This window comes from Cardiobacteriaceae bacterium TAE3-ERU3, assembly GCA_019218315.1.
Taxonomy (GTDB): Bacteria; Pseudomonadota; Gammaproteobacteria; order Cardiobacteriales; family Cardiobacteriaceae; genus JAHUUI01.
This window is the reverse complement of record JAHUUI010000001.1, coordinates 158,992-172,148: the sequence shown is the minus strand read 5'-3', so window position 1 is coordinate 172,148 and position 13,157 is coordinate 158,992. Positions and strand designations below refer to the sequence as shown.

The 13,157-nt window shown below is 48.4% G+C and carries 12 protein-coding genes; 5 read left to right on the top strand and 7 right to left on the bottom strand.

The features are described 5' to 3' along the window. Positions 1-118 precede the first annotated feature (118 nt). The 3 genes from KRX19_00725 (at position 119) to KRX19_00715 (ending at position 3,775) form a co-directional block, all read left to right on the top strand. Entirely contained in the window at positions 119-1,126 is a 1,008-nt protein-coding gene (locus tag KRX19_00725) for a Fe(3+) ABC transporter substrate-binding protein (GenBank protein MBV7433539.1), read from the top strand. Positions 1,127-1,223: 97 nt separating this feature from the next. After that, positions 1,224-2,756 (top strand): iron ABC transporter permease, encoded by a 1,533-nt coding sequence (locus KRX19_00720; protein ID MBV7433538.1) that lies wholly within the window; start codon positions 1,224-1,226, stop codon positions 2,754-2,756. Beyond that, on the top strand, positions 2,753-3,775 hold the full coding sequence (locus tag KRX19_00715) for an ABC transporter ATP-binding protein (GenBank protein ID MBV7433537.1): 1,023 nt from the start codon (positions 2,753-2,755) through the stop codon (positions 3,773-3,775). The genes KRX19_00720 and KRX19_00715 overlap by 4 nt, the downstream gene beginning before the upstream one ends. Here the strand turns inward: KRX19_00715 and rbsK are convergent. The 5 genes from rbsK to rbsD all read right to left on the bottom strand — a co-directional run bounded on the left by rbsK (position 3,772) and on the right by rbsD (position 8,537). Beyond that, on the bottom strand, positions 3,772-4,695 hold the full coding sequence (gene rbsK / locus KRX19_00710) for a ribokinase (GenBank protein ID MBV7433536.1): 924 nt from the start codon (positions 4,693-4,695) through the stop codon (positions 3,772-3,774). The two genes, KRX19_00715 and rbsK, sit on opposite strands and share 4 nt — an antisense overlap. 62 nt (positions 4,696-4,757) lie before the next feature. Next, positions 4,758-5,636: a ribose ABC transporter substrate-binding protein RbsB gene (gene rbsB, locus KRX19_00705; protein ID MBV7433535.1), complete on the bottom strand. Its 879-nt coding sequence runs from the start codon at positions 5,634-5,636 to the stop codon at positions 4,758-4,760. A 24-nt stretch (positions 5,637-5,660) separates the two neighbouring features. Then, complete coding sequence (rbsC, locus tag KRX19_00700; GenBank protein ID MBV7433534.1) at positions 5,661-6,620, bottom strand: ribose ABC transporter permease; 960 nt, start codon at positions 6,618-6,620, stop codon at positions 5,661-5,663. Further along, a complete protein-coding gene (gene rbsA, locus KRX19_00695) occupies positions 6,613-8,118 on the bottom strand; it encodes a ribose ABC transporter ATP-binding protein RbsA (protein ID MBV7433533.1) in 1,506 nt (501 codons plus the stop codon). Before rbsA ends, rbsC begins: the two co-directional genes overlap by 8 nt. Next, positions 8,118-8,537: a D-ribose pyranase gene (gene rbsD, locus KRX19_00690; protein ID MBV7433532.1), complete on the bottom strand. Its 420-nt coding sequence runs from the start codon at positions 8,535-8,537 to the stop codon at positions 8,118-8,120. The genes rbsA and rbsD overlap by 1 nt, the downstream gene beginning before the upstream one ends. Positions 8,538-8,743: 206 nt before the next feature. Between rbsD and KRX19_00685 the strand changes: the two genes are divergently transcribed. Beyond that, the gene (locus KRX19_00685; protein ID MBV7433531.1) at positions 8,744-9,877 is read left to right on the top strand and encodes a glycerate kinase; all 1,134 of its coding nucleotides are present in this window, start codon (positions 8,744-8,746) and stop codon (positions 9,875-9,877) included. 153 nt (positions 9,878-10,030) lie between these two features. Next, positions 10,031-11,737, top strand: coding sequence for a ComEC/Rec2 family competence protein (locus tag KRX19_00680; GenBank protein MBV7433530.1), 1,707 nt, complete (start codon positions 10,031-10,033; stop codon positions 11,735-11,737). On the opposite strand, the gene KRX19_00675 is transcribed toward KRX19_00680, so the two are convergent. Together KRX19_00675 and KRX19_00670 are read right to left on the bottom strand one after the other, a co-directional pair. Beyond that, the gene (locus KRX19_00675) at positions 11,718-12,221 is read right to left on the bottom strand and encodes a DUF4442 domain-containing protein (protein MBV7433529.1); all 504 of its coding nucleotides are present in this window, start codon (positions 12,219-12,221) and stop codon (positions 11,718-11,720) included. The two genes, KRX19_00680 and KRX19_00675, sit on opposite strands and share 20 nt — an antisense overlap. Positions 12,222-12,299: 78 nt before the next feature. Then, the gene (locus KRX19_00670; GenBank protein MBV7433528.1) at positions 12,300-13,109 is read right to left on the bottom strand and encodes a hypothetical protein; all 810 of its coding nucleotides are present in this window, start codon (positions 13,107-13,109) and stop codon (positions 12,300-12,302) included. Positions 13,110-13,157 lie beyond the last annotated feature (48 nt).

Here is a 13,157-nt window from a genome sequence, read left to right as displayed (position 1 = left end):
AGGCGATGATAGAACCTCTGAATGCATAAGGTGAAACGCATAGAAATTAATAGTGTTGACAATGATTCTTAAAGTGAATAAGATTCGCTGTGCGAATTAACCAACACAAGGAAAATGTATGAAAATGCGTATCTTAGCAGCAGTACTTGCCGCAGCGACCACTGGTTCAGCTTTGGCTGATGTAAATGTTTACTCTTATCGTCAAGAGTTCTTGATCAAGCCAATGCTTGAAGCTTTCACCAAAGAAACTGGTATCAAAGTAAATACAATCTACGTTAAAGACGGTCTTGCTGAGCGTATTAAACAAGAAGGTGAGCATAGCCCAGCGGATATCGTCCTGACTGTAGATATCAGCCGCTTGGAAGAGCTGGTTAATGAAGGCTTGACTCAGCCAATCGAATCTGAAGTAGTTGATGCAAATATTCCTGCGAACATGCGTGGCAATGAGTGGGTCGCTTTGACTCAGCGTGCACGTGCTGTTTACTCTTCTAAAGAGCGCGTTGGCAAGTTGCCAGACAGCTTCACATACCTTGATCTCGCCAAAGATGAGTACAAAGGTAAGATTTGTACGCGTTCTGGCAAGCACCCTTACAACGTATCTTTGGTTGCCTCCATCATTGAGCACGAAGGTGCAGAAGCAGCTAAAGAATGGTTGCAAGGCGTCAAAGCCAATTTGGCACGTAAACCACAAGGTAATGACCGTGTTCAAGTGAAAGCGATTATGGAAGGCGTTTGTGACTATTCACTCGGCAATTCTTACTACTACGGTAAGATGTTGACCAATGAAAAAGAGCCTGAGCAGAAGCAGTGGGCTGAGTCTGCTGTAATCAACTTCCCGGATCAGGAAACCTATGGCACGCACATGAACGTTTCTGGTGTTGCGTTGGCTAAATATGCGCCAAACAAAGAAGAAGCAATGCAGCTGATCGACTTCCTGACAGGTGATCAAGCTCAGCACATGTACGCTGAAGATAACTTTGAATACCCAGTCAACCCTAACGTTCAGCCTTCTGAGCTGGTCGCTTCATGGGGTGATTTCAAGAAAGACGAAGTTGACATCACTAAAGTTGCTAGCCACTATCAGGAAGCGCTGAAGCTTGTCGATGAAGTTCAATTCGACCTCTAAGACATCTCAGCCTTTTGTAGGCTTATCCAAGAGCTGGCCCCCATTAGCGTGGGGGTCGGCCATTTTTCTGTTCCTGCCAATTGTTGCCCTGTTTTGGGTGGCAATCTCTGATTCTTCTGATAACTTTCGTCATCTCTACGATACGGTCCTGATGCATTACGTGCGCAATAGCTTGGTGCTATTGGTCGGCGTGTGCGCGATGGCTGTGGTTTGGGGTGTACCTTCAGCGTGGTTAGTGACCCGCTATGATTTTCCTGCACGGCGCATTTTCCGCTGGGCATTATTGCTGCCAATTGCTATGCCAGCTTATTTGGTGGCTTTCGTTTACACAGATTTACTCGACTATGCAGGGCCGGTTCAGATTGCTTTACGTGATTGGTTTGGCTGGCAAAGTCAGCAAGATTATTGGTTCGTTGATATGCGAACCATGGGCGGTGCGATTTTTGTTTTGTCACTGGTATTTTCACCTTATGTTTATTGGTTGGTATCGCTGAATTTTTCTGAGCAGTCCCAATCATTGATTCATGCGGCGCGCTTACTTGGTCGCAGTGAATGGCAGATATTTATTAAAGTGGTATTACCACTGGCACGTCCGGCAATCGCTGTGGGCTGCACGTTGGTTGGTATGGAAACCTTGGCTGACTACGGCACTGTGGCGTATTTTTCTGTATGGCATATCACGACTGCCATTTATGATACGTGGCTGCAGCTGTCCGATTTATCGGCTGCGGCTAAGTTGTCGTGCTTGCTTTTGCTGTTTATTGTCGTGTTGATCACTCTTGAGCGACGTGGGCGGCGTAATATGCGCCTCTATAGTGACCGCCATACGCCAATGCTGCGTGTGCCACTATCGGGTATCAAGGCGTGGCTTGCTACCGGCTGGTGTATGTTGATTCTTGGTTTTGGCTTTTTATTGCCGGCTGGTTGGCTTTTGAGTAGAGCAGTACGTTATTTCACTGACACAGACTGGCCTGCATTTGGGCGAATGACTATTCAAACGCTTACAGTATCTTTCTCTGCGGCATTAATGGCGGCCTTGGTTGCTTTTTTGCTGCATTGCTATGCGCGAGTGCGCAGCAGAAAAGGGCAATGGACGTTGCGTATTGCTTCCCTTGGTTATGCTATTCCCGGGACTGTTTTGGCAATCGGTGTGCTGATTGTGACGACCAGCGTAGATCATAGCCTGAATGCTGTGACGCGCAGCATTGGCTATGGCAATGTTGGGTTGTTACTCAGTGGTACTTTATTTGCTATGACGTTGGCATTTGTGTGCCGTTTTTCGGCAGTCGCGATTGGGGCGGTTGAGACAGGTATGGCTAAAGTGCCGACAAGTTTTGATGAAAGTGCTTACCTCAATGGGTATTCGTACAGTGAGACTTCTCGCCTGATTTGGCTGCCGCTATTGCGCAACAGCTTACTGACAGCCTTTCTATTGGTCTTCCTTGAGTCGATGAAGGAGCTTTCAGCAGCACTACTATTGCGACCGTTTAATGTGCAGATGCTCTCTACTTATATATATGAATATATGACCTCGGAAATGTTTGAAGTCGCCGCATTGCCTGCTTTGCTGATGGTGGTTGCTGGTTTGCCGGCCGTGCTGTTGTTAACCTATTCAATGGATAAACGATGATGAAATGGCTTGAATTAGATAACGTCAGTATTGCGTATGCGCAGCGTGAAGTCGTACGAGGCTGCAGTTTTATTATTCCAAAAGGTGAAATCCTCTCATTGCTTGGCCCATCAGGTTGTGGCAAAAGTACAATTTTGAAAGCAATTGCAGGCCTGTTGCCCGTTACTCAGGGAGAAATCTATCTCAACGAACAGCTGATGAGTAGTGCGGATACCATGATTGCACCACAGGGACGTCAGGTTGGTATGATTTTTCAGGATTATGCCTTGTTTCCACACATGACTGTCGCGGAGAACGTCGCTTTTGGTTTACATAATATAGATAAACACAAGCGCCAAGAGCGAGTGCTTGCGATGTTGGATATGGTGCGGCTGGCCGACTATGCTGCGCGTTATCCGCATGCATTATCGGGCGGGCAACAGCAGCGTGTCGCGATTGCGCGAGCAATGGCGCGTGAGCCGCATTTAATGTTGCTTGATGAGCCCTTTTCCAACCTTGATAATGAAGTGCGCGAGCAGCTGATGAGTGAAATGAAGCAGCTTTTCCGTCGCCATGGTATGAGCGCCGTTTTCGTCACGCATAATAAAGCAGAAGCATTTGCTTTGGCTGATCAGGTCGCTGTTATGGGTGATGGCATTATTGCGCAAATTGCATCACCACGTGAGTTATATGACCATCCGGCTGATGAGCAAATTGCCGCTTTTCTCGGGCATGGTTCTGTTGTACGTTTTCGGAAAAATGGTGATGAATGGCAGTGTGGCGCAGGTATTTTGCCGTCCAATAAGCTCGCAGAAATTATGGTGCAGTACGAAGATGAGCGAAGTGCAGATGTCTTTCTTCGCCCTCATCAGCTGTTGCTTGCGGCTGATACCGAGAAGGGTAATGCACTGATTGAACGCGCGCAATTCCTCGGCGATTTCTCAATTTATCATGTGGCATTGCCGGAGCAGACGGTGCAAGTTGTGTGTAAAAACCGCCTTGCACCGGGGGATCGTGCGCGCTTGACGCTGCGCGTTTAGGCTTGTGCGTCGAGGAAATCCTGTACGGCTTGTTGGCTGGGGATAGATGATTGCGCGCCAGCTTGCTGAATAGCCAGTGCAGCGGCAGCTTGAGCATAGGCAATCGCTGCTTGTGTAGATAAGCCATTTAATTGTGCCGCGAAGTAAGCGCCGTTGAATGTATCGCCAGCGGCGGTGGTGTCCACTGCTTTGACGTCAAATCCTGGATAGTGCTGTCGAGTTTGCTCATTGCTGAGGTAAATGCCTTTGCTGCCTAGTGTGATGAGTACCTCTCTAATACCCTTTTCGTGCAAGAAATCACAAGCTGCTTGCATGTTTTCAGCAGTGTCTGGCTTGATGCCGGTGAGTTCGGTGGCTTCGGTCTCATTTGGCGTGATGGTATCAATGAGGGAAAGCAGGGTGTCAGGCAAGTCGCAATAAGGTGCTGGATTGAGATACGTTCGGCGATCGTGCTGTGCAGCAATCGTTGCTGCTTGAATAATACCGTCTAGTGGTGTTTCGAGTTGCAGAAGCAGAGCGTCGCATTCTTTAATTGCTGCTGTAGCGTATTGCTCAATAAATGCGCTATCCAGTGCAGCATTGGCACCATCGTGCAATACAATTTGGTTTTCTCCGTGTTGGTCAATCAGGATCATCGCAAGCCCGGTGGCTTTGCCATTAATTAGTTGGATATGCTGAACATTGATGCCCTGCTCAATAAAGTATTGGCGCATGGCGTTGCCCGCAGCATCATTCCCAAGTGTACTGATAAACGTAGTGTTAGCGCCAAGACGTGCTGCTGCAACCGCTTGATTTGCTCCTTTACCGCCGTATGCTTGGAAGTACTGCTTACTGTTAAGCGTTTCACCGGGTGTCGGGAAGCGCGCTACATTCAAGCAATGATCAAGATTGCTGCTGCCAATAATGAGTAGACCAGACATTGCTCCTCCAATATTCAAACGCATATATGGCGCACGACGGCGCCATATATACTTGTAACCATTTATTTACTGATGATTTTCAAATCTACAGGCAAAGAGGCTGGAACAGTCTCGCCTTTAATCACTTTGTCAGCGGTTTCAACGCCGATTGAGCCAATAAGATCAGGCTGCTGGGCAACAGTAGCGGCAAGTTTATCTGCTTCTACTGCAGCAACACCATCATCAGTGCCATCAAAGCCAACCAGAACAACGTCATCACGGCCAGCAGATTGTAAGGCACGTAATGCACCAAGTGCCATTTCGTCGTTTTGGGCGAAGACGGCCTGAACTTCTGGCTGTGCAGTGAGCAGGTTTTCCATGACATTCAGCCCTTTGGTGCGGTCAAAATCAGCTGGTTGGCTGGCGAGCAACGCAAAGTTTGCCGCTTCAGCTGCTTTTGCAAAGCCTTCACCACGCTCACGGGCTGCCGAAGTGCCAGGGATGCCTTCCAGCTGGATAACTTTTGCACCATCACCTGCCAGTGAGGCAATAAATTCGCCGGCCATTTGGCCACCAGCAACGTTATCCGATGCAATGTGGCTCACAACTTCACCACGGCTTGCGTTGCGATCCAGCGTGATGACTGGCAAGTTCTTCTGGTTGGCAATGGCAATCGCGTTGCCAACAGCATCAGAATCAGCAGGGTTGATCAGGAGAACATCAGCACCACGAACGGTTACGTCTTCAACGTTGGCAAGCTCTTTGGCAGGGTCATTTTGAGAGTCGAGCACGATCAGCTCATGGCCAAGTTCTTTGGCTTTGGCTTCAGCACCTTCTTTGAGGGTGACGAAGAACGGGTTATCCAGCGTGGAAATGACCAGTGCGATGGTTTCAGCATGGGCTGCAATACTGCAGCCTGCAATAGCGGCAACGATCATCGTGCGTAGGGTGGTTTTTTTCATGGTTTTAGTCTCCTTGTTGAAAAATCAGGTAGGGCGTTTGCGGTCGAGGAAGCGGTCGGCCAGTACAGCAATGAGGATCACCAATGCTTTGGCGATGGTTTGATAATAGGCTGAAACGTCGAGTAAGTTTAGTGCATTATTCAGGCAACCGATGATCAGTGCACCGATCAACGTACCGAATATCTTGCCTTTACCGCCCATCAAGCTGGTGCCGCCAACCACAACTGCAGCGATTGCATCGAGCTCGTACATGGTACCCGCTGTCGGCTGTGCGGAAGAAAGCCGCGCAGTGACGATGATGCCAGCAAGCGCAGCGAAAAAGCCACTGGCTGCATAGACGAATAAATACACTTTAGTGGTACTGATGCCGGAAAGGCGGGTCGCTGCGGCATTGCCGCCGACCGCGTAGATATAGCGTCCGATTGGTGTATGGCGCAGAATGTACCAGGCTACGATAAATACTACCGCCATGATCCATACTGGTACCGGAATGCCACCAAGCTGGCCTGCGCCCAAAAAGGCAAAGGCATCGGCCTGTTCAGAAAAGCCGGTACTGATAGGGCGTCCATCACTATAAACGAGGGTAACTCCGCGCAAGAGCGTCATGGTGACCAGTGTTGCAATAAAGGGCTGAATACCGCCTTTGGCAACCAGTAAAGCACTGAACGCGCCGAGTATGGCTCCGAAAAGCAGCACGGATGGTACGGTGAGCCAGACGGAAATATCAGCGCCGATCATAGTTGCGGCAATAGCACCCGTCAGGGCAAGTACAGAGCCAACCGATAAATCGATGCCAGCTGTGAGAATGACCATGGTCATGCCGACCGCTATGATGGCATTGACCGAAGTTTGGCGCAGCGTATTAGTGATATTGCCTGCGCTGAGAAAGTCTGGATTGATTGCCGTGACGATGACGATCAGAACAATCAACGCAAGAACAGAACGGTATTCAATGAGTAAGTTAGTGACGCTTTTTTTATTCATGGCTACTTTGATTGGTTGGCATGGATGCGGATAGGAGTGCTTCTTGGGTTGCTTGGCTGCGGTCGAACTCAGCGGTGATGCGCCCTTGGCAAAGCGTGACGATACGGTCTGACATGCCGAGAATTTCCGGCATATCAGAAGAAATCAGGATAATGCCCATGCCCGCTTGCTTGAGCTCACTGATGAGATCGTAAATTTCTTTGCGTGCGCCGACGTCTACGCCTCGTGTTGGTTCATCGAGAATCAGGACGTCAGGATTGGTCATTAATGCTTTACTGATGGACACTTTTTGCTGGTTGCCGCCAGAAAGTAGCCCGACAAGCTGCGCTGCGTTTGGTGTTTTGATGCGGAACGCTTGGGTGAATCGCTCGACTGCTGCGCTCGTTTCTTTTTCAAGAATATGCCCATAGCGGCTAAATTTGGGCAGTGCGCTGAGCGTCATGTTATCTGCGACTGACATGCCCAATATGAGGCCATCTTCTTTGCGGTCTTCACTGACGTAGGCAATACCCAGCCGCAATGCGTCGCCGGGGCTTTTTGGCTTGATTGCCTGGCCATTAAGGTAAATTTGCCCACTGGTGATTTCCCCAGCCCCGTATAAAAGTTTGGCTAACTCGGTACGGCCAGCGCCCATGAGACCGGAAATACCAAGAATCTCGCTTTTATGCAAAGTCAGGTTGGCATGCTCGATACCCGTGCCGCATAGGTCTTTGGTAGAGAGTAGAACGTCATTCTGTCTTGGGCTTGGATCGGGATACTGCCCGCTTAAGCTACGGCCAACCATACGTTCAATAAGTGCTGCCTCAGTGATTTCGCTAATTGGGTATTCGCCAATCAGTAGGCCATCACGCAGTACTGTAACATCGTCGCAGATATGAAAAATTTCTTTCAGGCGGTGGGAGATAAAGACCAGCCCCTTGCCTTCGGCCTTGAGGTCACGCATGACGCTGAATAATGTCTGCGCTTCTTGGTCGGTCAGTGCATCGGTCGGTTCGTCAAAGATAATGATCTGTGCGTCAAAGCTCAATGCTTTGGCAATTTCGACCATCTGCCGCTGTCCCATAGAAAGGTCGGCAACTGTATCATCAGCACTGAAGCTAACGTTGAGTCTGTTCAGTAGTTGGTTGGCTTTTTGCCGCATACTGGACCAGTCGATACTGCCAAACCGGGTATCAAACCGACCGAGAAAGATATTTTCAGCGACCGTCAGTGCATTGATCAGGTTAAGCTCTTGGTGGATGATACTGATTCCGGCTTGTTGTGCGTCGCGTGGTCCAGAAAAAATAGCGGGCTGACCGTTGAAGGTGACATGTCCTCCATCAGGTGCGTAAATGCCGGAAAGTACCTTCATCAGTGTGGACTTGCCCGCACCATTTTCACCAATTAAGGCCATAATTCGACCAGAATAGACGTTCAATCCTGCTTGTTCGAGCGCTTTGACGCCTGGGAAGTTTTTGTCAATCTCCACCATGCGCAATAAAGGTTCATTACCCATCATTAGAAGGTTACACCTGCATAGAGAATGATATTGGCATAAGGAGAACATTCACCGCTGCGGATCACAGCATTGCTTTTGTTGCTTGAGGCTTTGAATGCCTCATGGGGGCAAGTTTCAAGGATAATTTCGCGGCATTGCTGCTCACCAATCTGCTTGAGTAGCTGGGTTAATTCGGTGTAAATATGTGGATTTTTATGCTGCATTTCCTCAGCAATAACTGCGCGCTCAATACTATACTCACTGCATACGGCTGTAACGACATCTATAAAGCTCGGAATACCTGCGGTAAGTGCAAGATCAATGCAATGCTGGTCTAAAGGAATAGGTAAGCCAGCATCTGCAATGGTGATGCTTTGCGTATGCCCCGTTCGGGCGATGACCTGTGATATTTCACCGTGTAATAAAGAAGATGTTTTCAATGTATTCTTCCTCTGGTAGTTATAGGCTAATTCTAGCACTGTTAATTATCACTTGTGCTATGAATTAATATGGTTTTGATGTAAAACAAATAATGGTTAATATTTATTTTTAAACTTTAAGTATATGAAAAACTTTGCATTTATAACGTAACCCCTTTGGTTTATTATGGTCTCCTTCTATAATTGATCACTTTTTTCAGGTACTTATGAAAATCATTATCGCACCAGATTCATTTAAAGAGAGCATGACGGCGGCTGATGCAGCTGCTGCCATTTGTCGTGGGGTACAGAAGGTATTACCACAAGCAGATTGTGTGTGCTTGCCGATGGCTGATGGTGGGGAAGGAACGGCCGCAGCCATGCTGTCGGCTTGTGGGGGGGAGTGGCGGACTGTCTGTGTCCACGATCCATTGATGCGGCCAATCGAAGCCCGTTATGCGGTGCTTGATGGTGGTCGGGCTGTGATCGAAATGGCTGAAGCAGCCGGGCTGCATTTACTCACTGAGCAAGAGCGTGATCCTCGTGTGGCCAGTACTTATGGTGTTGGTGAACTATTACTCAATGCCCTTGAGCAGGGTGTGACAGAAATCATCATGGCTATTGGCGGTAGCGCCACCAATGATGCTGGTGTCGGTATGCTACGTGCGCTTGGCTACGCATTTTATGATAGCCAAGGAAGGGAGCTGGCCGAAGGTGGTGCCGCATTAGTCGACTTAGATACCATTGATGCGTCGGCTGTTGACCAGAGGATCAAAAATTGTCACATCACAATTGCTTGTGACGTCAATAATCCGCTGTGTGGAAAGTATGGTGCCAGCCATGTTTTTGCAGCACAAAAAGGTGCTGATAAAGAAATAGTGGAGCAGCTTGATGGCGCATTACGTCACTTTGCGGAGGTCAGTGCCGGCTTTTTGCAGCGAGATATGCGTGAAGAAACTGGTGCTGGTGCTGCTGGTGGTCTGGGGTTTGCCTTGGCAGCTTTTCTACAGGCAGAAATGCGTACAGGGGTTAATTTGGTTGCCACAGCGATTGGCTTGGACGAAGCGCTGAAAGAAGCGGATTTGGTGATTACCGGTGAAGGGCGAATGGACGGGCAAACTGCTTCCGGTAAAGTGCCGCATGGCGTCTTGCGTATTGCGCAAAAAAATGACGTTCCGGTGATCGCATTGGCTGGATGCTTGGGTGAGGACATTACAGCACTTGATGATGCTGGATTTACAGCCGTCCTGCCCATCATTCCTGCTTCCGTAGCATTGAGTGAGTTATTAGAGCAAGGTGGGCACAATCTGGAGCGTACCGCTCAGCAAGTGGCCGGAATCCTCAAATTGATTATAGACTAGGTATTCTGGCGGCCAGCAGCGTAAATAATCATTCATACTCCGTATTGCACGGTAATATGTTGCATCAATTGTTTTTATTGGTGTAGCAGAATGTCCGAACTTGATACCAGCTGGATGATCGTGACTCTCTTAGGCATATTCACAGGCTGAACAATGCAGCTGTCGGCATTCCCTATCCGTACCGTATTATTTGCTGGGCTGGTGTGTGCCTTTTTATACTTTAGCTATTGGCGCAGTAATGAAATAGCGGGGAAACCGCTCAGCCATACGACGCAAATTTGTACCGTTACATTCTCACTCAAAGATTTTCCACGCTTTTATCCACCGCGAACCCATGCCTTTCCAGCTGCTATATTGTCATCAGATAATTGCCCGTTCCTGACGGGGCAATCACTGGATATGCGCAGCTACAGCAATCAGGCATTTGAGCCACAGTTTGCGTATGCTGGATCAATCAAGCTTAAGCCTGATGCAGGGCGAAGGGTAACGTTACTGGAAGCATCTGTAACCACGAATGAAGCAGGCTGGCCAATGCGCTGGCGGGCAAAACTGTCGCAAAGAATAGATCAGCATTATGGTCGGGACAGTGCAAGATGGCTAAATGCGCTTTTGTTAGGTAATCGTACCGAGCTCAGCCAGCAAGACCGCGATATGCTGCGCCGCAGTGGCACTTCTCATCTGCTCGCAATATCGGGCCTTCATCTTGGGTTGTTTGCGCTGATGGTGTATGGAATCAGCGCCGTGTTATGGGCGCTGCTGTGGCGATTGCGCTATATCGCAGAGCCACGTACCGCCGCGTTACTGGTTATGATGCTATCAGGATTGCTGTTTGTACTCTTGAGTGGTGGTCAAGCGCCGGTCTGGCGCGCATGGTTGATGTTGGTATGCGTTTGCTCGGGGTGGTTCTTGCCGATGGTGCGTAGCCCAATGTCCGGCTTGGTGATTGCAGCGGTGATTATTTTGCTTTTTGATCCTGTGCAACTTCGTCAACCGGGTGCGTGGTTGTCGTTTATGGCAACCGCCATTGTGATATTGGCATGGCAGCGCTGGAAAGCATGTACGGCATTGGGTTTATGGGTGCGGATGCAAACCGTCATCACGCTCGTACTACTACCCGTCACTTGGGCAATATTCGGCGGCATTAGTATCGTTGGCTTTATTGTTAATCTGCTGGTCATCCCATGGCTTGCGCCACTGTGGGTAGTTTGTGCGCTTGGTGCACTGTGGCAACCATTTGCTGCAATTGGTAGTTGGGCTGTGGCGCACTATCTTGGCATTATTGCCTTTTTTGCCAGTGCGGATTGGGCGTATGTTTATCCAAAATGGCAGCCGAATCTATTCAGTGGTATCTGTGGCTTTGCCGTAATGATGCTGATCATTTTTGCCAAGGGTAGGTATAAGCTGCTGGCAGTTGGGCCACTGATGGGCATCATTGCGCAGTACTTCTATTCACCCGAACACGAAATATACTATTTACCAAGCCAGGATAAAGTTGTGTTACTGCGGGAAGGGCGACAGGCAGTGCTTATCAATGCCGGATATCGTCACCGTTCTGGCGCAGATGACGCAAAGCGCTACTTGATGCCGCAACTGCGTCACCATGGTGCAGGCCTGCGAGCGATCATCCTGACGCAAAACAATATTCGTACCAGTACGGCATTAAAAACATGGCTTACTGACAATCCAACGCTACCCATCTACAGCATTAAGCCAGTCACGGACCTGCCGTATTACGTCACTTACTGCCCAAAAAGTGCCGTGAGCGGTGTGGTGTTTAAAAAGGATACATACGGCTGCACGGCTGAAATATTTGGCCGTTGGGTAGTCACGGCTAATGGTATTAGTGAGATGCCTCGCTAATGTTATGACTTGGGCGATATTCAGGGCGCAAACGGATATAGAGCGTACGAGTCACTTCTGCGACCGTATCACCTTTGCGGTCAAAAATACGGTCTTTAATGGTTGGTAAATACTTACTACCATCTTGGGTCGCTTGGCGTATTTCTTCCAAAAAATCGGGGGTGAGTGTTGCCTCAAAAAATACTGTGCCACGCCCAGGCTTTTGGTAGTCAATTTCCGCGGCCTTATCCCAAACGTAGTATTTATCGTGCCCCAAGGCTGCGAGTAACAGCGTCGTGTATACGGGATCAGTCATAGAAAATAAACTGCCGCCATATTGGCTGCCATTGATATTTTTGGTCAAAGGAGAAGAGCGCAAGCGTACCCGTGCAGACATCCAGTCTGCGCCAATACGCTCAACGCAAATACCAGTAAACAAAAAAGGTGGCCAGAGATTAAAAAAACAGCGAAAAACGTTCGGATGACGGATAAACCAGGATTTCATAAAAATATCCACTTCGAAAAAATGCGTATTATACCGTCAGCGGCCTATATCACCTTGTATACACGCGTGAAAGTATTTCTATTCTTTGATGATTTCTTTTGAAGTGTCCATTCCTTTTTTATTCAATGCAAAAGCATTAATTTTTGCAGCACCGATAAAGTTCATATCTGAATCCAGTAAAGCAATCCAATCACTGGTCAACGCTGAGGTTAGCGGTAAATAGTAAAGCTTATCTATTGATTGACCGGTTTTGGCAACAGCTTTGGATAATATTTTCTGCTGCTGTTCATCCAATGCTTTATTCAAATCTGCAACAGAGTTGGCTCGCGCCTTGATATCTTCCAAATCATCTTGGTAAGGTATCCACCAGCTTGGCCGCTGACCAATATCCAGTCCACTTAGTGACTTATCGATGGCATCGAGTCTATCGTCACCATCTTTTGCTTGGCGTGTTGAGAGAGTGAAGTGATCGAATAATGGCAACTTGCGGTAACCCTCAGGCGCATCAGGCAATTCTTCTGTCGCAATATCAACCGGATTGAGTACTCGCAAGCGGTCAACCTCAAACACGACGGCAACCGGACGCGCTTCATAAACATGGTACATGCCATAAATGAAAGCAGAAAGCTGGATAGTGATGACGAGGCCAAGATCAACCATCATCTCACGGCGTGACTTCTTTGGGCTGGAGAGTAGCAGGGTTAAAAGTGGTCCGCAGACAACATCGATACTGACCAATAGCCAAAATAAACCAAAGCTACCGGTTACTGCGCTGAGTGGATAAGGATACCAAACATAGAAAACGATATACGCGAGTATTGCGGTAATTGCTAATGAAATAGCGAAGTGTGTCCCTGCAACTTTGCTGGCGAATTTTAGGCGTTCCATTGCTGATCTCCTGGGCGATGTGTGAGGTTTGGAATAAATAGATTAAAT

Excerpts from the sequence above, each read along its gene's own strand:
- KRX19_00725 (MBV7433539.1), top strand. The coding sequence starts at position 119 with ATGAAAATGCGTATCTTAGCAGCAGTACTTGCCGCAGCGACCACTGGT.
- KRX19_00715 (MBV7433537.1), top strand. The coding sequence starts at position 2,753 with ATGATGAAATGGCTTGAATTAGATAACGTCAGTATTGCGTATGCGCAG.
- rbsK (MBV7433536.1), bottom strand. The coding sequence starts at position 4,695 with ATGTCTGGTCTACTCATTATTGGCAGCAGCAATCTTGATCATTGCTTG.
- rbsB (MBV7433535.1), bottom strand. The coding sequence starts at position 5,636 with ATGAAAAAAACCACCCTACGCACGATGATCGTTGCCGCTATTGCAGGC.
- rbsC (MBV7433534.1), bottom strand. The coding sequence starts at position 6,620 with ATGAATAAAAAAAGCGTCACTAACTTACTCATTGAATACCGTTCTGTT.
- rbsA (MBV7433533.1), bottom strand. The coding sequence starts at position 8,118 with ATGATGGGTAATGAACCTTTATTGCGCATGGTGGAGATTGACAAAAAC.
- KRX19_00685 (MBV7433531.1), top strand. The coding sequence starts at position 8,744 with ATGAAAATCATTATCGCACCAGATTCATTTAAAGAGAGCATGACGGCG.
- KRX19_00680 (MBV7433530.1), top strand. The coding sequence starts at position 10,031 with ATGCAGCTGTCGGCATTCCCTATCCGTACCGTATTATTTGCTGGGCTG.
- KRX19_00675 (MBV7433529.1), bottom strand. The coding sequence starts at position 12,221 with ATGAAATCCTGGTTTATCCGTCATCCGAACGTTTTTCGCTGTTTTTTT.
- KRX19_00670 (MBV7433528.1), bottom strand. The coding sequence starts at position 13,109 with ATGGAACGCCTAAAATTCGCCAGCAAAGTTGCAGGGACACACTTCGCT.